This is a genomic window from Burkholderia sp. SRS-W-2-2016 (assembly GCF_001931485.1).
GTDB lineage: Bacteria > Pseudomonadota > Gammaproteobacteria > Burkholderiales > Burkholderiaceae > Paraburkholderia.
On record NZ_MSDV01000019.1, the window covers coordinates 341772 to 363125 of the forward strand.

The window sequence follows — 21354 nt, forward strand, 5'->3', positions numbered from 1 at the left end:
CCAGCCTGTGTGTCGCAGCGCGTTACCGGCCCCAGCGCAGCACCAGCGGATCGAGCCGGCGCGCGATCTTCAGCAATCCTTCGCGCGTGGCCGGATGCATCTGCGGCAGCGGATGACGCACCGCGTCCGAGCGGATCACGCCGCCTTCCTTCATCAGCGCCTTGCACGACGCGAGGCCGCCCTGGCGGTTTTCGTAGTTGATCAGCGGCAGCCACTGCTGATAATGCGTGGCCGCGAGTTCGGTATCGCCGGCCGCGTATGCATCGATGATCAGGCGAATGCCGTCCGCATAGCCGCCGCCCGTCATCGAGCCGGTCGCGCCCGCATCGAGGTCGGCCATCAGCGTGATCGCCTCTTCGCCGTCCCACGGACCGACGATCGCGTCGCCGCCCAGTTCGATCAGCTCGCGCAGCTTGTTCGCGGCCTGCGGCGTTTCGATCTTGAAGTACGACACGTGTTCGATTTCACGCGCCATCCGGGCGAGGAACGGCGCGGACAGCGGCGTGCCGCTGACCGGCGCGTCCTGGATCATGATCGGAATGTCGATCGCATCGGAGACCGTGCGATAGAACTCGACAATGCCGCGCTCGCCGATGCGGATCGTCGCGCCGTGATACGGCGGCATCACCATCACCATCGCGGCGCCCGCGGCCTGGGCGGCGCGGCTGCGCTCCGCGCACTGGTACGAGCTGAAATGGGTGGTCGTGACGATCACCGGCACGCGGCCGGCGACGTGTTCGAGCGAGACCTGCATCAGCGTGTTGCGCTCGTCGTCGGACAGCGCGAACTGCTCGGAGAAGTTCGCGAGGATGCACAGGCCGTTCGAACCGGCGTCGATCATGAAGTCGAGGCAGCGCTTCTGGCCTTCGAGGTCGAGGCGGCCGGCCTCGTCGAAGATCGTCGGGACGACGGGGAAGACGCCGCGCAGCGCGGCCTGGGTCTGGGATTGGATCATGGCGATTCTCGTCTCCGGCGATGCTTTTGAATGGATCGGATGCGCTCGCGTTGGTTGAGCGCAGCGCGCACCCGTTGAAAGTCCGTGCCGCCGACTATACGGCTCCACGGCCCGCAGGTATATTGAATTGTTTCCATCCTGTGATCGCTTTTGCGACTCACCTCGCCGCCACTGCATCTTCTTCCGATGAAAGACACGCTGAACGTCCTGCTCTCGAAACTGCGCATGAAGCAGCTGCATCTGCTGATCGCGCTCGACGACCACAAGTCGCTGCACAAAGCCGCCGGCGTAATGGCGATGACCCAGTCGGCCGCGAGCAAGGCGTTGCAGGAACTCGAATCGATGCTCGAAGCGCCGCTGTTCGAGCGTTCGAAAACCGGGATGATTCCGAACCAGCTCGGCCACTGCGTGATCCGCTACGCGCGGGTGGTCACGACCGACCTGACCGCGCTGTGCCAGGACGTCGCCGAGATTCGCTCGGGGCGCGGCGGCCGGCTCGCGGTCGGCGCGATCATGGGCGCGATTCCGGACTGCGTGGTGCCGGCGCTGAATCAGCTGCATGCGGCGCAGCCGGATCTGTCGATCGAGGTGGTCGAGGACACCAGCGCGCGGATGCTCGCGCAACTCGACGACGGCCGGCTCGATCTGGTGGTCGGGCGCGCGGCGGTCGCGGCCGAGCCGTCGAAGTATCAGTACCGGCAACTCGGCGACGAGCCTTTATCAGTGGTGGTCGGCTACCAACACCCGCCGCTGCCGCGCCGCGAGATGACGCTGCGCGAGCTGGCCGGACATCGCTGGGTCATGTATCCGTCGCATATGCCGCTGCATGCGCTGCTCGAACGCGAGATGGATCTGGCCGGCCTCGACATGCCCGGCAATCCGATCTCGACCGCATCGACGTTCGTCACGGTCGCGTTGCTGCAAAGCAGCGCGGAACTGGTGTCGCTATTGCCGAGCGCGATTGCCGGACCGTTCGTGCGACATAAAATGCTGCGCGTCGTGCCGGTCAAACTGAAGTCGCCGTCGCAGACGTTCGGCGTCGTCACACGCAAGGGCGGGGTACTGTCGCCGCCGGCCGAACGGTTTATCGCGCTGTTGCGCGCGCAAGCGCATCAGCAGACGAAACCGTAAGGATCGCTACGCAACGGCTGCAACGCCGGCGCCGGAAACGAAAAAACCGCCGTTGACGGCGGTTTTGCGTAACCCGAAAGACGTCCAATATCTCATGCCTGTTCGCGGTTTGTCATCCGCCTTCGGTGAGTGTTGTAGCCGCGACACTGTAGGGTCGATCCGGACCGAAGAGCGCCTCTCTTTCGGGGCTACACTGCTTCAAATGCAGTGAGCCAGGGTCGATAGCCTGGCGATAGCTCGGGGAGAGCAGCCATGAATCGGCCACCGCTTCGGTTTCCGCTTCGCGCAACCGGCACCGTGCCTGTGCGCAGTTGGCGTTGGCTCAAATGGGGGCTGGCCGCGTTCTTGCTCGTCGGCATCGCGCTCGTTGCGCGCCTCGTGCAGGTCGAGATCGACACCTCGCGGCTACAGGCCCGCTACCTTTCCGAACTGACCCGCGACGTCGCGTTCTCGGTCGCCGACGGTCCCAGCCCTTCGATCCGTTTCCCTCCCGCCGATAAAGGCCCGTACGACACGCGGCTCGGCTATGCGCTGTTGCCGCAATTCCAGCAGCGTTTGCTGCAGCGCGGTTTCGAGGTCAGCTCGCAGGCGCGCGACTCCGAACGGATGCTGTCGCTGGCCGATAACGGCCTGTTTCTGCCGTACGAGGAAAAAGACACCGCGGGCCTGCAACTGTTCGACGGCACCGGCGCGCCGCTGTTCAGCGCGCGGTATCCGGGCCGCGCATACGCGAGCTTCGACGCGATTCCGCCGGTGATCGTGAACTCGCTGCTATTTATTGAGGATCGCTATCTGCTCGATCCGAACCAGCCGAACCGCAATCCGGCGATCGACTGGGGCCGTTTCAGCCGCGCGCTCGCCGATCAGGGCTTGCGCTTCTTCAACCATCATCAGCAGACGCCCGGCGGCAGCACGCTGGCCACGCAGATCGAGAAATTTCGCCACTCGGCGGGCGGCCGCACCGCAACACCGCCGGAGAAGTTGCGGCAGATCGCGTCGGCGTCGGTGCGCGCGTATCTGGATGGCGCGCAAACGCTGCCCGCGCGCCAGCAGATCGTCGTGCGCTATCTGAACTCGGTGCCGCTCGCCGCGCAGCCGGGCATCGGTGAAATCAGCGGGATTGGCGATGGTCTGTCCGCGTGGTACGGGCGCGACTTTCGCGAGACCAACCGGCTGCTGAACGCGCAGCCGACCGACGCGAATCTGCCGGAGCAGGGGCAGGCGTTTCGCGAGGTGCTGTCGCTGATGATCGCGCAGCGGGCGCCGTCATTCTTCCTGCGGCGCGGCTATCCGGAACTGGAGCGGCTTACCGACAGCTATCTGCGCCTGCTCGCGAGCGGCGGCGTGATCTCCGCGCAGTTGCGCGACGCCGCGCTGGCCGCGCAAGTCCAGTTGCATCATGCGGGCAAGCGTGTGCAGGACCCCGAATCATTCGTGTCGCGCAAGGCGGTGACGTCGATACGCTCGCATCTGATGACTGCGCTCGGCGTGCGCAGTTTCTACGAACTCGACCGTCTCGACGTAGAGGCGCAAGGCACGCTGAATAACTCGGTGCAACAGGCGATATCCGACCGGCTCGCCGCCGCCGCGACGCGCGACGGCGCAAAAGCGGCGGGCCTCGTCGGCTTCGAGATGCTGCGCGGTTCCGACGATCCGTCGCATATCGCGTACAGCTTCACGCTGTTCGAGCGGCACGGCGACGCGAACCTCGTGCGCGTGCAGACCGACAGCGTGAACCAGCCGTTCGATATCAACTCGGGCGCGCGTCTGAATCTCGGTTCGACCGCGAAACTGCGTACCGTGGTCACGTATCTGCAGATCGTCACCGATTTGCATACCCGCTACGGCGCGATGAGCGATGCCGAGTTGAAGGCGCTCAAGCCCGACCTCAACGATCAGTTGACGCGTTGGGCGATCGCCTATCTGCTGCATACGCGCGACCGCTCGTTGCAGTCGATGCTCGACGCGGCGGTCGAGCGCAAATACTCGGCGAGCCCCGGCGAAACCTTCTATACGGGCGGCGGCGCGCAGACCTTCACGAACTTCGAATCCGACGACAACAGCCGCATCCTGACCGTGCATCGCGCGTTCCAGCATTCGGTGAACCTGGTGTTCGTGCGGCTGATGCGCGATATCGTTCACTACGAGATGGTGCAGACCACCGGCCCGTCCGCGCAATGGCTCAATGACCCGGCGACCCGCAAGATGTATCTGACGCGTTTCGCCGATCAGGAAAGCCGCGTCTACCTGAAGCGCTTCTACACGAAGTACCACGGCAAGACGCCCGACCAGGCGATCACGCTGCTCCTGCTCGGCGTGCGCAAGTCGCCGCCGAAAGTCGCGACCGTGCTGCGCAGCGTCGCGCCGGAAGAATCGAATGCCTGGTTCAACAAAATGATGCGCGCGGCGCTGAAGAATACGCCGGCCGCGGCGATGCTCGACGACGAAGATCTCGCGAACCTGTACGACAAGTACGGGATCGACCGCTTCAATCTGAACGATCGCGGCTATATCTCGAGCGTGCATCCGCTCGAACTGTGGACGCTCAACTATCTGCGCTCGCATCCCGGTGCGACGCTCGCGCAGATCGAAACCGCGAGCCAGGAGGTGCGGTTGTCCACGTATTCGTGGCTGTTCAAGACCCGCTATCACGCGACTCAGGATCGTCGCATCAAGCGGATGGTCGAACTGCGCGCATACGATGCGATCGGCAAATCGTGGCAGGCGCTCGGCTATCCGTTTGCGAATCTGACGCCGTCGTATGCGGCGGCGATCGGCGCGTCCGGCGACCGGCCCGCGGCGCTCGCGCAACTGATCGGCGTGATCGCGAACGACGGCAACAAGGTGCCGACCGACACGCTGACGCAGATCGACTTCGCGAAAGACACGCCGTACGAAACGCATTTCCGGCGCGCGGCGGTCGCGCCGCAACAGCAGCTGTCGCCGGAAATCGCCGGCACGGTGCGGATGCTGTTGCGTGACGTGGTGACGGGCGGCACCGCGCGGCGCCTCGCGCAGGGCATCACGTTCCCGAACGGCCAGACGCTCGATGTGTACGGCAAGACCGGCACCGGCGATCAGCGGCTGAACGTGTATGCGAAGGGCGCGCGGCTGATCGAATCGCGTAAGGTCAATCGCAGCGCGACCTTCGTGTTCGCGCTCGGCGATCGTTTCTACGGCACGCTGACCGCGTGGGTGCACGAACCGTATGCGTCGCATTACGAATTCACGAGCGCGCTGGCGGTGCAGTTGCTGAAGTCGATGGCGCCGGCGTTGCAGCCGTTGCTCGATCAGCCGGTGGCGAAGACCGTGGCGGTGGCCCCGGCGCCGGCTGCGGTGTCGGCTGCACCTGCTGTGACCGCCGTTAAGGTGGCGGGGCAGTAGTCAAGGCCGGTACTTCGTTACTCAACACCGGCGTCCGTCGCCGGCTTCAGAAACAGCTCGTGCACCGGCGCGAAATGCGCGTATAGCGGCAGGATCGCGCCGCCCAACGCTCTCGCGTCGGCACCGATCGCGCCTTCGAGCAGTTGCGGCCGCACCATCCCTTCCCATTCGAAATGATCGAGCACGCGTTCAGTACGGCGAATGATTTCGCGCAGCAGTTGCCGGTCGAGTTCGCCGTCGATCACGACCGCTTCGAGATCGAGCAACGCGGCCGCATTGGTCAGCGCGCTCGCAATCGCCGGACACGCGCTGTCGAGCCACTGTTCGGTATGCCGCCACAACTCGGCCGATAGCGCGCGATGATCGTGCGCGGCGGCGGGCGGCGCGCCGGCATCGCTGAACAGCTTTTCGAGCACGAAGCCCGACGCCGCGTGCAGCAGTTGCCGCGCCGGTTTGCGCGCGCCGCCCTCGCGCAGCGGAATCGAGCCGACCGCGCCGGCGTTGTCGTGCGGGCCGCTGTGCAAACGGCCGTCGATCACGAGCCCGCCGCCGATAAACGTGCCGACGAACAGATACAGGAAGTTGTGGATCCCGCGGCCCTGGCCCATCACGAGTTCGGCCGCGCACGCGGCGGTGGTGTCCTTCGCGAATTCGACCGGCAGACCGGTCATCGTCGCGATGCGCGCGCGCAGATCGATCTCGTGCCATGCGTCGAGCGCATCGGGCGGCGCGCCGAGAAAATCGCGCCAGCCGCCGAGCCACAGCGGCGCCGCGACGCCGACGCCGACCACCTTGCCGGACTTCGCGCCGAGCGTCTGATGCACACGCGCGAGCCGGCTTTCGAGCGCGGGGAACAGCGCGCGCGGATCGGGATACGCGTACTCGAATACGTCACGGCACACCACGCGGCCGGCGAAATCGAGCGCCAGCACGTCGAGACTGCGCCGGCCGACCTTGATGCCGATCGTGTACGCGCCGTCGCCGCGCAACGCGATCGGCACCGACGGCTGACCGATCCGGCCGCGCACGCGGGCCTGCTTTTCGAGCAGGCCGTCGTCGATCAGACGGTCGACGATCATCGACACCGTCTGCATCGACAGACGCGTGAGGCGGCTCACGTCGGCCTTCGGCAGCGGTCCGTGCAGGCGGATCGTTTGCAGCACGATGCGCTCGTTGAACTGGCGCATGCCGACCTGATTCGAGCCGACCGGGCGTTTGACGGGGCGGCGGTTGCGGCTTCCGGTGCTGGTCGTATCCATCGTCGTAAGGTCCGTTCGGCGATTCAGTGCGCGGGCGGCGGCGGCTCAGGCGATCGCCTTCACGTCGGCTTCCTTCGCGCCGGTCATGATCGCGACCGCGTCCGACATATGCACGTCCTTCGCGTTGACGAGCGCCGCGCGCCGGCCGAGCCGCTGGATGTGAATGCGGTCCGCGACCTCGAACACGTGCGGCATGTTGTGGCTGATCAGGATCACCGGCAGCCCGCGATCGCGCACGCGCCGGATCAGCTCCAGCACCATATTGCCTTCTTTCACGCCGAGCGCGGCGGTCGGTTCGTCGAGAATCACCACGTGCCGTGCGAATGCCGCGCTGCGCGCGACCGCGACGCCCTGGCGCTGACCGCCGGACAGCGTCTCGACCGCCTGGCGCATCGAGCGGATGCCGATCTGCAGATCCTTCATTGCCGAGGTCGCCTCTTCGAGCATGCGGCGCTTGTCGATCATCTTGAACAGCGAACCGCGCCAGCCGGGTTTCAACAATTCGCGGGCGAGGAACAGGTTTTCGGCGATGCTCATCGCCGGCGCGACCGCGAGTTCCTGATAGACGGTTTCGATCCCGTGCGCGCGGGCGTCGAGCGGGCTGCGGAATTTGACCGGTTTGCCGTCGAGCAGAATCTCGCCCTCGTCGGGCACGGTCGCGCCGGACAGCGCCTTGATCAGCGACGATTTGCCGGCGCCGTTATCGCCGATTACCGCGAGGATTTCGCCGGGCAGCACTTCGAAGTCGCAGCCGTCGAGCGCGGTCACGTTGCCGTAGCGTTTGACGAGGCCGCGCGCCTGCAGCACCGGCATCGCAGCGGAAGAGGTTGAGGTGAGAGTCGACATCACAGGGCTCCTGTCCAGGCTCAACGGCCGCGGTGCGAAAGTTTGTCGGCGGCGACCGCGAGAATCACGAGCATGCCGGTGATCAAAACCTGGTAGACCGAAGAAACGCCGATCAGCGTCAGGCCGTTGCGGAACACGCCGACGATCAGCGCGCCCAGCAGCGTGCCGACGATCGAGCCGCGCCCGCCGAACAGACTGGTGCCGCCGAGCACGACCGCGGTGATGCTGTCGAGGTTTTCGGTTTGCCCCGCCTGCGGATCGCCGACGCCGGTGCGCGACACCGACAGCAGCGCGGCGATCCCGTAGATCGCGCCGGCCAGCGTGTAGACGGTCAGCAGGATTTTCGTCGATGAAAGGCCCATCAGCCGCGCGGCTTCGGGGTTGTTGCCGAGTGCATACAGGTGCCGGCCGGGCACGGTGTCGCGCAGCACGAACCACGTGGCCAGATACATCAGCAGCGTCAGCACCGTGCCGTAGGTGACTTCCGCGGGCCCGATCCGGAACGTGTTGCCGAGAAACATGATCGCGTCCGGCAGGTTCGACACGCTCTCCGCGTTCGAGTAGATCTGCGTCAGCGCGAACGCGATGTTCAGCGTGCCGAGCGTGACGATAAAGGCGGGCAGCTTGATCCGTGTGATCAGCAGACCGTTCAGCAGACCGAACAACGTGCTGGCGCCGATCCCGCACAGAATCGCGAGAACCGGCGGCACGCCCAGCACGACCGCGAACTTGGTCATGATGATCGAGCCGAACGCCATCACCATCCCGCACGACAGGTCGATGCCGCCGGTCAGCACGATCAGCGTCTGGCCGATCGCGATGACCGCGACGACCATCGTCTGTTGCAGGATCAGCGACAGATTCTGGAACGACAGGAAGCGGTCGCTCTGCGAGATAAAGAACGCACAGGCGGCGACCAGCGCGATCAGCGGTCCGGCTTCGGACAGCGACGGCAGGTGTTCGGTGAAGGAGGGGCGCGGGCGACCGGCGGGCGCGGAGGGAGTCGACATGATGGCAGTCCTCAATACATGAGCGTGACCGTGAAGTGGAGATCACGCGGCAAATCCGATGGCGGCCCGTTGCGGCGGGCCGCCGTGCGATGCGCGTTACTTGTTGCCCCAGCAGTTGTCGAGGCCGAACTTCGTATCCTTGCTGTCGCTGCCGGACATCGGTTTATCCGTGATCAGCGTGACGCCGGTGTCCTTGTAGCCGGAGACCTTCTTGCCGTTCTTCGCGTAGTCGACGCCGGCGTTCACGCCCAGCGCGGCCATCTTCAGCGGGTACTGCTGCGAGGTCGCCGCGATCGCGCCGGCCTTCACGTTGCGCACGCCTTCGCAGCCGCCGTCGATCGATACGATCATCACACTCTTGTCCTTGCCGGCCGCCTTCAGCGCGCGATACGCGCCGGCGGCCGCCGGTTCGTTGATCGTGTAGACCACGTTGATATCGGGCGCTTTCTGCAGGCAGTTTTCCATCGCCGTCTGGCCCTTCGCCTGATCGCCACGAGTGTCCTGGCTGCAGACGATCGACGCATCGCCTTCCTTCACGCCGAAGCCTTCGAGAAAGCCGTTATGGCGCAGCACGCCGACCGACACGCCGGGCGCGAGATCGAGCGTCGCGATCTTCGCCGGCTTGCCGTTCAGCGCGGCCTTCGCGTATTTGCCGATCAGCACGCCGGCCTTGAAGTTGTCGGTCGCGAACAGCGCGTCGGTTGCGTCCTGCGGGTCGGTCGGCGTGTCGAGCGCGACCACCATCACGCCGGCCGCGCGCGCCTTCCTGATGCTCGGCACGATCGCCTTGGTGTCGCTCGGCGTGATCAGGATCGCTTTCGCACCGGCCGTCATCATGTTTTCGATCGCGGTGACCTGGCTCGCGTTGTCGCCGTCGAATTTGCCGGCCGCCGTCATCAGTTTCGCGCCGTCTTTCGACGCCTCGGCTTCCGCGCCCTGGCGCATCTTCACGAAGAACGGGTTGGTGTCGGTCTTGGTGATCAGGCCGACCACGGGCTGGTCGGCCGCCTGGGTCGCGCTCGCGCACCATAGCGCGGACGCCGCGATGCACACCGACACGACTTTGCCGGCGACAGGATGCCTGCGGAAATTCAGATTCATGGGACGCTCCTCCGATGACGATGATCGCAATGACGTTCTGGACTGCTAGGTAATGAAGCTGGGCTGACAGCGGGAAACGATGGGGCTGACGGTGCGCGTGAGGTGCGCTCCGACTGCCTAAATCACTTTGGTTGATTTAGTACAGCAGGCGAATTAACGATCGTCAAGGCAGAAGATTTGAGCGTGAATTGCGGCGAGACAGTCGTGGGGGAGGCGGCGCGCCAGACGCGACAAGGCTCGCGCGGCGTGGTGCGGCGCAAGGTGACGGCGCAGGGCTTCGGGAAAGCCCTGGCTCGATTGAAAGCGGATTGAAGTCTGAAGGAGGGGTTTTGCGTGCCGAATCGACGCGCGGGAGATATGCGTTTAGCGCTTATTTAAAGGGCTTATTGCGGGTTTGGGCGCAGCCGGGTTCGTACCGGCCGCGCCCGCCAATCAGCGTTGCGGCGTCGGCGCGTCCGCACTGATCAGACCCGCGGCCTTCAACTGGCCCCACAACTCGACGGGAATCGCGCTGTTCATCAACGCCAGATTCTCCGCGATCCGCTCCGGCCGGCTCGCGCCGGGAATGACCCCAGCCACAGCCGGGTGCGCGAGCGAAAACGCCAGCGCGACCGCGCGGATATCCACGCCGAACTGCGCGCAGATCGCGTTGATCTGCTGCACGCGATCGAGAATCGCTTGCGGCGCACTCTGATACTCGTAGTGCGTACCGCCGGCGAGCACGCCGGAGTTATAAGGACCGCCAACGATTATGCCGAGCCCGCGCTGCTGCGCGGCCGGCATCAGTTTGTCGAGCGCGGCGGCATGGTCGAGCAGCGTATAGCGGCCGGCGAGCAGAAAGCCGTCCGGGTCGGCCCGTTCGAGCGCGAGTTCGCACGGCTCGACGCGGTTCACGCCGAGTCCCCAACCCTTGATCACGCCTTCTTCGCGCAGCCGCGTGAGCGCGCGCGCCGCGCCGTTCATCGCCGTGTCGAACACGTCGTGCCATGCGTCGCCGTGAAAATCGACGGCCGGGTCGTGAATCCACACATAGTCGAGATAGTCGGTGCGCAGACGCTTGAGGCTGTCGTCGATCGAGCGCAGCGTGCCGTCTTCGCTGTAGTCGTAGACGATGCGGTTCGGCAGACCGTGCTCGAACAGCCCGCCTTTTTCGCCGAGATCGCGCGCGGTGGTGGCTTCGACCTCGTCGAGAATCAGGCGGCCTACCTTGGTGCCGAGCACGTATTCACTGCGCGGACGGCCGGCCAGCGCTTCGCCGAGTCGGAGTTCGGCAAGGCCCGCGCCGTACAGCGGCGCGCCGTCGAAATAGCGAATCCCGCTATCCCACGCGGCGTGAACCGTGGCGATGGCCTCGTCCTCGGGAATGTTTCTGTACATGTTGCCGAGCGGTGCGGTGCCGAAACCGATCCGCGACGGAATGGTGATACGCATGAGTGTTCCTTCGAAATAGGGTTGCGCGCCGCTCAGGCGGCAGCCGCGCTGCCGTCGAGCAACGGGTAGTCGGTCAGACCTTGCGCGCCGCCGCCGAACAGCGTTTCGCGTTGATGTTCCGCGAGCGGCGCGGCGCTGCGCAGGCGCTGCACGAGGTCCGGGTTCGCGACGAACGGCCGGCCGAACGCGATCAGATCGGCCCAGCCCGCGTCGATCGCGTCGCGCGCCCGCTCGCCGGTGTAGCGGCCCGCATAGATCAGCGCGCCGGGATACGCGCCGCGCAGCTTGCGCTTGAATTCGAGCGGCATGTGAGGCGCGTCGTCCCAGTCGGCTTCGGCGATATGGATGTACGCCACGCCGATCTCGCCGAGCCGTTGGGCCGCCGCGAGATAGGTCGTTTCCGGATCGGCGTCTTCGCAGCCGTTCAAGGTCGTCAGGGGTGCCAGGCGAATGCCGACGCGCTGCGCGTCGCCGGTGCCTTCGATCAGCGCGCGCGCCACTTCGTCGAGAAAGCGCAGGCGGTTATCGAGCGAGCCGCCGTACTCGTCGGTGCGGTTGTTCGCGTTGGAGTCGATGAACTGATTGACCAGATAGCCGTTCGCCGCGTGCAGCTCGACGCCGTCGAAACCGGCGTCGATCGCATTGCGGGCCGCCGCGCGGTATTGCGCGACGATGTCGCGAATCTCGTCGACGCTCAGCGCGCGTGGCTCGGAGGCCTGAACGAAGCCCGGCACGCCGGCCTCGCCGCTGGCGATGAACACGTTCACGCCATGGGCCTGCAATGCCGACGACGACACCGGCTGCTCGCCGCCGAGCAGGCTCGTATGGCTCAGGCGGCCAACGTGCCAGAGCTGCGCGAAGATGCGCCCGCCCTTCGCATGAACCGCGTTCGTCACCTTGCGCCATCCGTCGACCTGGGCCGCCGTGCAGATGCCGGGCGTCCACGCGTAGCCCTTGCCGAGCGGCGCAATGTAGGTGCCTTCGCTAACAATGAGTCCGGCGTCGGCGCGCTGCGCGTAGTACGCGGCCATCAGGTCGTTCGCTTCGTCGCCGGGTTGGCTCGCGCGCGAGCGCGTCATCGGCGGCATTACGATGCGGTTCGGCAGCGTCAGCGTGCCGAGCTTGAAGGGTTGGAAAAGCGGATCATGCTGCATGGTGCGGGTGTCCTGTTCAGCTTCGCGGCGGCTGCGCCGCGAAGGTTGGAGATGGGCTAAGGGCTGCGTTTCGTTGCGCGTCGATCGCGCTCCGGTCGCGTCAGTCCCACTGCGCGGCGAGACCTTCCGGGCTCACTTCGCGGCCGTTGCGTTCCAGTGCCGCGATTTGCGCCATGTCGTCGTCGCTCAGTTCCAGTGTCTGGGCGAGCAGGTTGCTCGCGAGGTTCTCGCGTTTGGTCGACGAAGGAATCACCGAGTAGCCGAGTCGCAGCGCCCACGCGAGCGCCACCTGGGCCGGGGTCGCGTGGCGGCGTTCGGCGATCGCGCGGATCACCGGGTCGCCGAGCACCTTGCCGTAAGCGAGCGTCATGTACGAGGTGACGTGAATGCCTTCGCGTTGCAGGAAGTCCACCAGTTTGCGGCTTTGCAGATACGGGCTCAGCTCGATCTGGTTGGTCGCGATGTTCTCCTTGCCGACCACCGCGATTGCCTGCTTCGTCAGTTCGATGTTGAAGTTCGACACGCCGATCTGCTTCGTCAGCCCTTGTGCCTTCGCTTCGGCGAGCGCGCTCATGAACTCTTCGAGCGGGACGCCGTTGTTGGGCGCGGGCCAGTGGATCAGCGTCAGGTCGACCGCGTCGGTGCGCAGCTTCGTGAGGCTGTCCTTGAGACTCGGAATCAGTTTGGCGCGCGAATAGTTGTCGACCCAGATCTTGGTGGTGACGAACAGGTCCTTGCGTGCGACGCCCGATGCGGCGATCGCTTCGCCGACCTCGGCCTCGTTGCCGTAGATCTGCGCGGTGTCGATCGCGCGGTAGCCGAGTTCAAGACCGGTGCGTACCGAATCGATGACGACCTGGCCTTGCAGACGGAAGGTGCCGAGGCCGAATGCGGGAATGGTGCTCATGAGGTTCTCCGGACAATAGGATTGCAGATCGATGCACGCATTGTGCTCGCTTCGATCTATGCGAAAAACTGCGATAAAAGGGAAACAGTTTTGAACTGAAATCAAATATTTGCCGGCGGCGAGGCGAGGCGAGGCGAGGCGAGGCGAGGCGCGGCGCGGCGCGGGCGAGGCGCTGGATTCCAGCTGTTGCCGCGCAAACCCCGCACGCACAGCACACACCGCGCGTGTAAGCGGCGTGCATGCCGGTGCCGCCGTGAAAGCTATGGAATGCCAGGCAAGCTCTCTCAGTGGCTAACCACCATCGGCTCCGCCGTGCGCTCCGGCTGACCTTCGCGGTTATCGAGCCGGCCGCTCAGCGCGGTGAGCGCGAACGCGCCGAGCGTGACCGCCGCCGCGATCCACGGCGTATGACCGAGGCCGATGTGCGCGACGATCAGACCGCCGAGCGACGAGCCGCCCGCCACGCCGAGATTGAACGCGGCGATGTTGAAGCCGGCGGCGACGTCGGCCGATTCCGGCGCGAAGCGGCGTGCCTGCTGGACTACGTACACCTGCAGAGCCGGCACATTGCCGAACGCGACCGCGCCCCACGCCAGCATCGTCAGCACTGCGAGCCACCGGTTGTGCACGGTAAACGTGAGCGCGAGCAGCACCGCGGCGAGCAGCAGGAAGATCCGCTTGAGCGCCTTCACCGGACCCACGCGGTCGGCGAGCTTGCCGCCCCACATGTTGCCGGCCGCGACCGACACGCCATAGGCGACCAGCACGATGCTGACCTGCGCGGGCGTGAAGCCGCTGATCTGTTCGAGCAGCGGCGCCATGAACGTGAACGCGATCAGCGAGCCGCCGTAACCGACCGCGGTCATCGCATAGACCAGCACGAGACGCGGCTGCGCGAGCACGCCGAACTGTTTGAGCAAACCGGCCGGACGCGTATGCGCGAGATTGCGCGGCACGAACGCCACTGCGCCGAGAAACGCGATCAGGCCGAACAAGGCGACGATCAGGAACGTCGCGCGCCAGCCGAAGTGCTGACCGATGAAGGTGCCGAGCGGAATGCCCGCGACGAACGCCACCGTCATCCCGCTGAACATCGTCGCGATTGCGCTGGCCGCTTTTTCTTTCGGTACGAGTGTCGTCGCGATGATCGAGCCGACCGAGAAGAACACGCCGTGAGCGAGCCCCGTCAGCACGCGCGCGACGATCAGCGCTTCGTAACTGGGCGCACGCCAGGCAACGAGGTTGCCGATCGTGAAGAGCGCCATCAGCCCCGCGAGCAGCAGTTTGCGCGGCACGCGCCCGGTCAGCGCGGTGAGCAGCGGCGCGCCGACCGCGACGCTGAGCGCATAGAGGCTCACGAGCAGGCCGGCGGACGGCAGGCTGATCGCGAGGTCGGAAGAGATCGTCGGGATCAGTCCGACGATCACGAATTCGGTCGTGCCGATGGCAAAAGCGCTGATGGTGAGCGCGAGTAACGCGAGTGGCATGGTGTCCGATACTGGCTGTGTGGAAGATGGGCGCCAGTGTGGACTGTTTACTTTTGCGGAAAAACTCGTCTATAAACGAATCTGTTTTGATTTCAATTCAACAATGAAAATCACTCTGGATGAACTGCAGGCTTTCGTCAGCGTCGTCGACTCCGGCTCGATCACGGCCGCGGCGGAGCAACTCGGGCTGACCATTTCGGCGACGAGCCGCACGTTGGGAAGGCTGGAACAGAAGCTGAAGACCACGCTGCTGCGCCGTACCACGCGCCGCCTCGAATTGACCGAGGAGGGCCGCGCGTTCCTCGCGGATGCGCGCGCGATCATCGCTTCGGTGGAGGGCGCGGAGGAACAGATGGCCGCGCGGCGCGAACGGCCTTCGGGACGGTTGCGCGTGGACGCGGCGACGCCGTTCATGCTGCACGTGATCGTGCCGCTGGTGCAGGGTTATCGCGAGCGCTACCCGCAGGTGGAGCTGGAACTGAACAGCAACGAAGGGATCATCGATCTGCTGGAGCGGCGTACCGACGTGGCGCTCCGGATCGGCGCGCTGAAGGATTCGACGCTGCACGGCAAGCCGGTGGGGCGCAGCCGCTTGCGGATTCTGGCGAGCCCGGCCTATCTCGAAGCGCATGGGCATCCGCGGCGCGTGGAAGACCTCGCGAAGCATGCGCTGCTCGGTTTCAATCAGCCCGAAGCGCTGAACATCTGGCCGATTCCCGGTCCCGACAAGGAGCCGTATCGGATTGCACCGGCGATCTTCTCGTCGAGCGGCGAGACGCTCAGGCAGCTTGCGCTGGCGGGCGCGGGCATCGTCTGTCTGTCCGACTTCATGACGGCGCGCGATCGCCACGACGGCACGCTCGTGCAGCTGTTTCCGCGTCAGACCCAGGACGCACGGCAGCCGATCAACGCGGTCTACTACCGCAACACCGCGATTTCCGCGCGGATTGCGTCGTTCGTCGACTATCTGATCGAGGCGGTGCGCGGCACGGAGTTCGAGCGGTAGTGCGGGCTACGATTTTCCGTAGCCGCGATTTTCCGTAGATTCGCCGCTCGCTTTATAGGTCACTTCACAGATCACTTCGTTGCGCGCGGCGCGAGTCGTTGCCGTTTCGTTTCCAGTTGCGTGATCGCGCGTTGCAGCGTGCGTTCCGCCGGCCCCAACGCACTCGCAAACCGGCAGCCGATCACATAGCGCACTTCGCCTTTCGCCGTCGTCGTGTGACGCGGCGCGACGATCTCCAGGTCCACCTGCAAGCTACCGAAGATGCCCAGTTGCAATTGCACGCCGCTCAGCACGGTGCCGCGCGCGAGCGTGCCGAAGCGCGCGTCGGCGCTCTTCAGCGCGACGCCGCCGAGCGATACGTCCTGCAACGCGAGCCGGAAAGTGTCGCCGTCCTCGTAGCAGCCGTTCGCCAGATACGGATCGAGCACCGGCGTCTGCACGCGGAAGAACTCGCGGCGTTGCACGTAGTAGAGCAGCGCGGGGAACGATGCCTCGAACGCGGGCCGGCCGTCGAACGAGATCAGTTCGGCGCCGGTACAGGTGAATTCGGTGCGGATACCTTCGGGCAGGCTGCGGAACGTCAGTTGCCGCGCGGCGGGTAGCGCGTGGTTGTCGTCGGCGACGCTGCCCATATCGAACACGAAGCGCGCGTTGCGCGAATCGACCTCGAGTATCTGCGTGACGATCTGGCGGCCGTCGAATTCGACCGTCACGAAGTCCTGTCCGACGATCAGATTGCGCAGGCAGACCGCGATTTGCAGCGGGTGGCGTTGCACGAACTCATCGGCGATGTCGTTGTGGTTGTCGTGAGTCGGCGGGACGACGTCGGCGTCGAGCAGCGGGGCGGCGATCATTCGAATATCCATGCGTGTGGTGGCCCTGGCCTGGCCGGTGTGGGGCGGGGGCGGCATCGCGAGGATGCGTGGCGCCCGGCTTTGTCACCGGTTATTTGCAGGGACCGTGCCAACTGCATGGAAACTTGTTCGCATTTCGCGCGAGGCCGTACGGCGGGCGTTTGCGCGGGGCCGCGCGAAAACGCGGGCGCGCTGAAGCGGCCGCGCGACGCGTTCGCTACGTAACGTGCGCGGCGCTGTTACGGCCACATTCGCGGCCACGTGCATGGCCGCATGCGTGCGATCCGCAACGTCAACGACAACGACAACGACAACGCGAACGACAACGCGAACGACAACGCGAACGACAACGCGAACGACAACGCGAACGACAACGCGAACGACAACGCGAACGTCACCGCGAACGTCACCGCGAACGTCACCGCGAACGTCACCGCGAACGCGGCGGCGCGGTCGACGCGCGCACCACCAGCGTCGGCTCCGACGAAACCCGCATCGGCACATTGTCGGTGCCGCGTCCCGCCTGCCCATACGACGACTCGATCAGCTCGCGCAACAGCTCGACCGCCAGACCGGCGACCTCGACGGTCGGCACCGCGACGGTGGTCAGCGCGGGACGCGACTCGCGCGCGAGTTCGATGTCGGTCACGCCAACCACCGAAAGATCGTCGGGCACGCGCAAACCGAGGTCCGCGGCCGCGTGCATCGCGCCGAGCGCGGGCAGGTCGTTGGTCGCGAAGATCGCGGTCAGTTGCGGGTCGGCTTCGAGCAGCGCGCGCGCCGCGACATAGCCGCCGTGGATCGTATCGACTGCGTGCCGCACGCGGTTCTTCGTGACGCCGGCCGCGCGCAGCGCATCGACGAAACCCTCGTAGCGCGCCGCGTGAATGCCCGACGCCTTGCTGCCGACGACCGCGCCGATCCGTCGATGCCCGAGTTCGAGCAGATGCTTGCCGGCCAGCTCGCCGGCGAGCCGGAAATCGACCGCGACGCACGGCAAACCGGGCGGCTCGTTCGGCCGCTCCCACATACACAGCACGACCGGCGTGCCGCGCGCTTCGGTGGCGTGCAGGTCCACCAGATCGAGGTTCGCGTTGGTCACGAGCACGCCTTCGGACAGCGTGCCGGCGATCTGGTCGAGATACGCGCGGCCGGTGGTCGGATCTTCGTTCGTATTGCAGATGATCACGAAGTGGCCGCTCTTGCGCGCCGCCCGTTCGACCGCGAGCGCGAACTCCGGATAGAACGGGTTGGCGATGCTCGACACCATCAACGCGAGGGTCGGCGCGCGGCCTTCGGCGAGCGCGCGGGCGGCCAGATGCGGCCGGTAGCCGAGTGCTTCGACGGCATCGAGGACCCGCTGGCGGGTCGCCGCGCCGACCCGGCCGCGGTTGCGCAGCACGTTGGAAACCGTGGCCGGCGTGACGCCGGCATGACGCGCGACTTCGTTGAGTGTGGGCATGATGATCAATATTTGGGATGGTTGCCCGGCATTTGCATCGCGGCGCAAGGCGCGGCAACATCTGTCGTCAACAAACATACAAACGATATCGGAGACAGACCAGCGATCGCTTGCGATCGATTTTTTCGGTCTCGCTGATTAAGCGCTTAATCTCCGACTTCGGGCCGATTAAATCACGGAGTCGATGCAAATGGCGAGCATTTCGTTACGAGGCGTGCAGAAGGCGTATGGCGACGGCGCGGCGGTGATCCGCAACGTCGATCTCGACATCGGCGAGAACGAGTTCTGCGTGTTCCTGGGGCCGTCGGGTTGCGGCAAGTCCACGCTGCTGCGGATGATCGCCGGCCTCGAAGACGTGACCGACGGCGACCTGTCGATCGGCGGGCAGATCGTCAACGACGTGCCCGCCGCGCAACGCGGCGTCGCGATGGTGTTCCAGAGCTACGCGCTGTTTCCGCACATGACCGTGTTCGAGAACATGGCGTTCGGCCTGAAGCTCGCGAAAACCCCGAAAGACGAAATCGACCGCAAGGTGCGCGAAGCCGCGCGCATTCTGCAACTCGAAGCGCTGCTGGAGCGCCGGCCGAAAGCGTTGTCGGGCGGCCAGCGCCAGCGCGTCGCGATCGGCCGCGCGATCGTGCGTCAACCCGGCGTGTTCCTGTTCGACGAACCGTTGTCGAATCTCGACGCGACGCTGCGCGGCCAGACGCGGGTCGAGATCGCGCGTCTGCATAAGCAGTTCGCGAAGGCGAGCGTGGTCTACGTGACGCACGATCAGATCGAAGCGATGACGCTCGCCGACAAGATCGTGCTGCTGCACGCTGGTAAGGACACCGAACGCTACGGCAGCATCGCGCAGATCGGCGCGCCGCTCGAGTTGTATCACCGCCCGAAAAGCCGCTTCGTGGCCGGCTTTATCGGCTCGCCGCGAATGAACTTCCTGCCCGGCGAGATTGCCGACATCGATGCGCAAGGCGTGCTGGTGTTGCTCGATCACACCGCCGAAACCGTGCGCGTGCCGGTCAGCGGCGCGGGTTTGCAACGCGCGCAGCCGGTCACGCTCGGCGTGCGTCCCGAACATCTGGAATTCGTCGATACGCCGAACGCCGCAGAGGCCGGCGCTGCGCGCGAAGGCGTGCTCACGCGCACGGTGTCGCTCGTCGAACAGCTCGGCGAACACAGCTACGTTCACCTCGATCAGCCCGGCGGCGGCGCGCTGATCGCGAAGGCGCCGGGCGTCACGCGCCTCGCGCCGGGCGAGCGCGCGAGCCTGCGGGCGCCGGGCGCGGCCTGCCATCTGTTTACCGAAGACGGTTTCGCGGCGGCGTCGCTCGAAACGGTCGAACACTACGCTTGAAGAACCTTGGGGACATAGGATGCGTGTTGGAGTCTGTTATTACCCGGAACACTGGCCGGAATCGATGTGGGAAGACGACGCGCGCCGCATGAAGGCGCTCGGCATCGAACAGGTTCGGATTGCAGAATTTGCGTGGAGCCGGATGGAGCCGACGCCCGGCGAGTACGACTGGGCATGGCTCGATCGCGCAGTCGACGTGCTCGGCGCGGCCGGTTTGAAAGTGGTCATGTGTACGCCGACCGCGACGCCGCCGAAGTGGCTGATCGATCGTCATCCGGAGATCCTGCCGGTCGGCGCCGATGGCCGGCCGCGCGCGTTCGGCTCGCGGCGTCACTACGATTTTTCGTCGCCCGCGTATTTCGAAGCGTCGCAGCGCATCTGCACCGCGGTCGCCGAGCGCTACGGCAAGCATCCGGCGGTCGCGTTCTGGCAGACCGATAACGAATTCGGCTGTCATCACACGGTGGTCAGCTATTCGCAGGCTGCGCTCACGCGTTTTCGCGAGTGGCTGAAGGCGCGTTATCAAACCATCCAGGCGTTGAACGAAGCGTGGGGCACGGTGTTCTGGAGCATGGAGTACCGCAGCTTCGACGAGATCGACGCGCCGGTCGCGACCGTCACCGAAGCGCATCCGTCGCACCGGCTCGACTATCGCCGCTTCGCGTCCGACGAAGTCGCGCGCTACAACCGCATGCAGGTCGAGATCATTCGCGCGCATTCGCCGGGCCGGCCGGTCGCGCACAACTTCATGCAGCTCTTTACCGAGTTCGATCACTACAAGGTCGCGGCCGATCTCGACATCGCGACGTGGGACAGCTATCCGCTCGGCGCGCTCGAAGAGCAATGGTTCGCGCCGGAGATCAAGGCGCGCTGGCTGCGCAGCGGTCATCCGGATTTCGCGTCGTTCAATCACGACGTGTATCGCGGGATGTCGAAGCTGCCGTTCTGGGTGATGGAGCAGCAGCCCGGCCCGGTGAACTGGGCAATGTGGAATCCGGCGCCGTTGCCGGGGATGGTGCGGCTGTGGAGCTGGGAAGCGTTCGCGCACGGCGCGGGCTGCGTGTCGTATTTCCGCTGGCGCCAGGCGCCGTTCGCGCAGGAGCAGATGCACGCGGGGCTGAATACGCCCGATAACCGTCTGGATGTGGGCGGCAATGAAGCGTCGCAAGTGGTCGACGAAATTCGCACGGTGCTCGCCGCGAATGCCGATGCGAACGCGTCGATCCGTTCGAAAGTCGCGCTGGTGTACGACTACGAAGCGAAGTGGCTGTTCGAGATTCATCCGCAGGGCGCGGACTTTCACTATCCGCGGTTCGCGTTCGAGTACTACTCGGCGTTGCGCGCGCTCGGCCTCGACGTCGACGTGGTGCCGGCCGATGCATCGTTCGACGGCTACAGCCTGATCGTCGTGCCGCCGCTGCCGGTCGTGCCGGACGATTTCGGCGCGCGGCTCGCGGCGTCGGGCGCGCAGGTCGTGTTCGGTCCGCGCACCGGTTCGAAGACGCGCGAGCTGCAGATTCCGGCCAACCTGCCGCCGGGTGCGTTGACTTCGGTGCTGCCGGCACGCGTGTGGCGGGTCGAATCGATGCGGCCGAACGTGACCGAAGCGGTCGCTCTCGCGGAAGCGGGTTCCACCGGCGGCCTTGCGCGTCACTGGCGCGATTTCATCGACAGCGATTCGGCCGGCGCGCTCGACGTGCGCGCGCGTTTCGCGGACGGTCATCCCGCGTATGTGCGCGGCGGCGCGTTCCACTATTTCGCCAGCCTGTTCGACGATGCATTGACGGTGCGGCTGTTCGATCGGATCGCGCGGGAAGCGGGCCTCACGACCCGCGCGCTCGGCGACAGCGTGCGGATCAGCCGGCGCGGCGCGCTCACTTATGTGTTCAACTACGGCGCCGATCCGTACACGCTCGATAACGTGGCCGACGACGCGTTCGTGGTCGGTTCGCGCAAGGTGGCGCCGCAAGGCGTTTCGATCTACCGTTCGTGACGCAGGTCCGGCCGCAG

General features: G+C 65.7%; 17 protein-coding genes. 5 read left to right on the forward strand and 12 right to left on the reverse strand.

The window, feature by feature from the left end; all coding sequences use genetic code 11:
- Nucleotides 1-22 precede the first annotated feature (22 nt).
- On the reverse strand, nt 23-955 hold the full coding sequence (locus BTH42_RS07945; protein ID WP_075297613.1) for a dihydrodipicolinate synthase family protein: 933 nt from the start codon (nt 953-955) through the stop codon (nt 23-25).
- Between the two features lie 186 nt (nt 956-1141).
- Here BTH42_RS07945 and BTH42_RS07950 point away from each other — a divergent pair, with 186 nt between their 5' ends.
- Both BTH42_RS07950 and BTH42_RS07955 read left to right on the forward strand, forming a co-directional pair.
- Complete coding sequence (locus BTH42_RS07950; protein ID WP_075297615.1) at nt 1142-2086, forward strand: LysR family transcriptional regulator; 945 nt, start codon at nt 1142-1144, stop codon at nt 2084-2086.
- A 252-nt stretch (nt 2087-2338) separates the two neighbouring features.
- The gene (locus BTH42_RS07955) at nt 2339-5470 is read left to right on the forward strand and encodes a transglycosylase domain-containing protein (RefSeq protein ID WP_075297617.1); all 3132 of its coding nucleotides are present in this window, start codon (nt 2339-2341) and stop codon (nt 5468-5470) included.
- A 17-nt stretch (nt 5471-5487) separates the two neighbouring features.
- Here the strand turns inward: BTH42_RS07955 and BTH42_RS07960 are convergent, their stop codons facing one another.
- From BTH42_RS07960 to BTH42_RS07995, 8 genes are all read right to left on the reverse strand, one after another.
- Nucleotides 5488-6729, reverse strand: a complete 1242-nt coding sequence (locus BTH42_RS07960) for an ROK family transcriptional regulator (protein WP_075297619.1) — start codon at nt 6727-6729, stop codon at nt 5488-5490.
- Between the two features lie 45 nt (nt 6730-6774).
- Complete coding sequence (locus tag BTH42_RS07965) at nt 6775-7575, reverse strand: ATP-binding cassette domain-containing protein (protein WP_075297621.1); 801 nt, start codon at nt 7573-7575, stop codon at nt 6775-6777.
- Between the two features lie 20 nt (nt 7576-7595).
- The gene (locus BTH42_RS07970) at nt 7596-8585 is read right to left on the reverse strand and encodes an ABC transporter permease (protein ID WP_075297623.1); all 990 of its coding nucleotides are present in this window, start codon (nt 8583-8585) and stop codon (nt 7596-7598) included.
- A 96-nt stretch (nt 8586-8681) separates the two neighbouring features.
- Nucleotides 8682-9686, reverse strand: coding sequence for a sugar ABC transporter substrate-binding protein (locus tag BTH42_RS07975; RefSeq protein WP_075297625.1), 1005 nt, complete (start codon nt 9684-9686; stop codon nt 8682-8684).
- Nucleotides 9687-10118: 432 nt separating this feature from the next.
- Nucleotides 10119-11117, reverse strand: a complete 999-nt coding sequence (locus BTH42_RS07980; protein WP_075297627.1) for an aldo/keto reductase — start codon at nt 11115-11117, stop codon at nt 10119-10121.
- A gap of 32 nt (nt 11118-11149) precedes the next feature.
- A complete protein-coding gene (locus BTH42_RS07985; RefSeq protein WP_075297629.1) occupies nt 11150-12271 on the reverse strand; it encodes an alkene reductase in 1122 nt (373 codons plus the stop codon).
- A 100-nt stretch (nt 12272-12371) separates the two neighbouring features.
- The gene (gene dkgB / locus BTH42_RS07990) at nt 12372-13178 is read right to left on the reverse strand and encodes a 2,5-didehydrogluconate reductase DkgB (protein WP_075297631.1); all 807 of its coding nucleotides are present in this window, start codon (nt 13176-13178) and stop codon (nt 12372-12374) included.
- 284 nt (nt 13179-13462) lie between these two features.
- Complete coding sequence (locus BTH42_RS07995) at nt 13463-14665, reverse strand: MFS transporter (protein WP_075297633.1); 1203 nt, start codon at nt 14663-14665, stop codon at nt 13463-13465.
- Between the two features lie 103 nt (nt 14666-14768).
- Here BTH42_RS07995 and BTH42_RS08000 point away from each other — a divergent pair, with 103 nt between their 5' ends.
- On the forward strand, nt 14769-15671 hold the full coding sequence (locus BTH42_RS08000) for a LysR family transcriptional regulator (RefSeq protein ID WP_075297635.1): 903 nt from the start codon (nt 14769-14771) through the stop codon (nt 15669-15671).
- Between the two features lie 71 nt (nt 15672-15742).
- On the opposite strand, the gene BTH42_RS08005 is transcribed toward BTH42_RS08000, so the two are convergent.
- From BTH42_RS08005 to BTH42_RS08015, 3 genes are all read right to left on the reverse strand, one after another.
- The gene (locus tag BTH42_RS08005) at nt 15743-16525 is read right to left on the reverse strand and encodes a flagellar brake protein (protein ID WP_075297637.1); all 783 of its coding nucleotides are present in this window, start codon (nt 16523-16525) and stop codon (nt 15743-15745) included.
- Nucleotides 16526-16764: 239 nt separating this feature from the next.
- The gene (locus BTH42_RS08010; protein WP_075297639.1) at nt 16765-16959 is read right to left on the reverse strand and encodes a hypothetical protein; all 195 of its coding nucleotides are present in this window, start codon (nt 16957-16959) and stop codon (nt 16765-16767) included.
- On the reverse strand, nt 16956-17987 hold the full coding sequence (locus BTH42_RS08015) for a LacI family DNA-binding transcriptional regulator (protein ID WP_075297641.1): 1032 nt from the start codon (nt 17985-17987) through the stop codon (nt 16956-16958). The genes BTH42_RS08010 and BTH42_RS08015 overlap by 4 nt, the downstream gene beginning before the upstream one ends.
- 190 nt (nt 17988-18177) lie before the next feature.
- Between BTH42_RS08015 and BTH42_RS08020 the strand changes: the two genes are divergently transcribed.
- Both BTH42_RS08020 and BTH42_RS08025 read left to right on the forward strand, forming a co-directional pair.
- Nucleotides 18178-19344 carry an ABC transporter ATP-binding protein gene (locus BTH42_RS08020; protein ID WP_075297643.1) on the forward strand — a complete coding sequence of 389 codons (1167 nt, stop codon included), beginning with the start codon at nt 18178-18180 and terminating at the stop codon, nt 19342-19344.
- Nucleotides 19345-19363: 19 nt separating this feature from the next.
- Nucleotides 19364-21337 carry a beta-galactosidase gene (locus tag BTH42_RS08025; protein WP_075297645.1) on the forward strand — a complete coding sequence of 658 codons (1974 nt, stop codon included), beginning with the start codon at nt 19364-19366 and terminating at the stop codon, nt 21335-21337.
- Nucleotides 21338-21354: the final 17 nt, after the last annotated feature.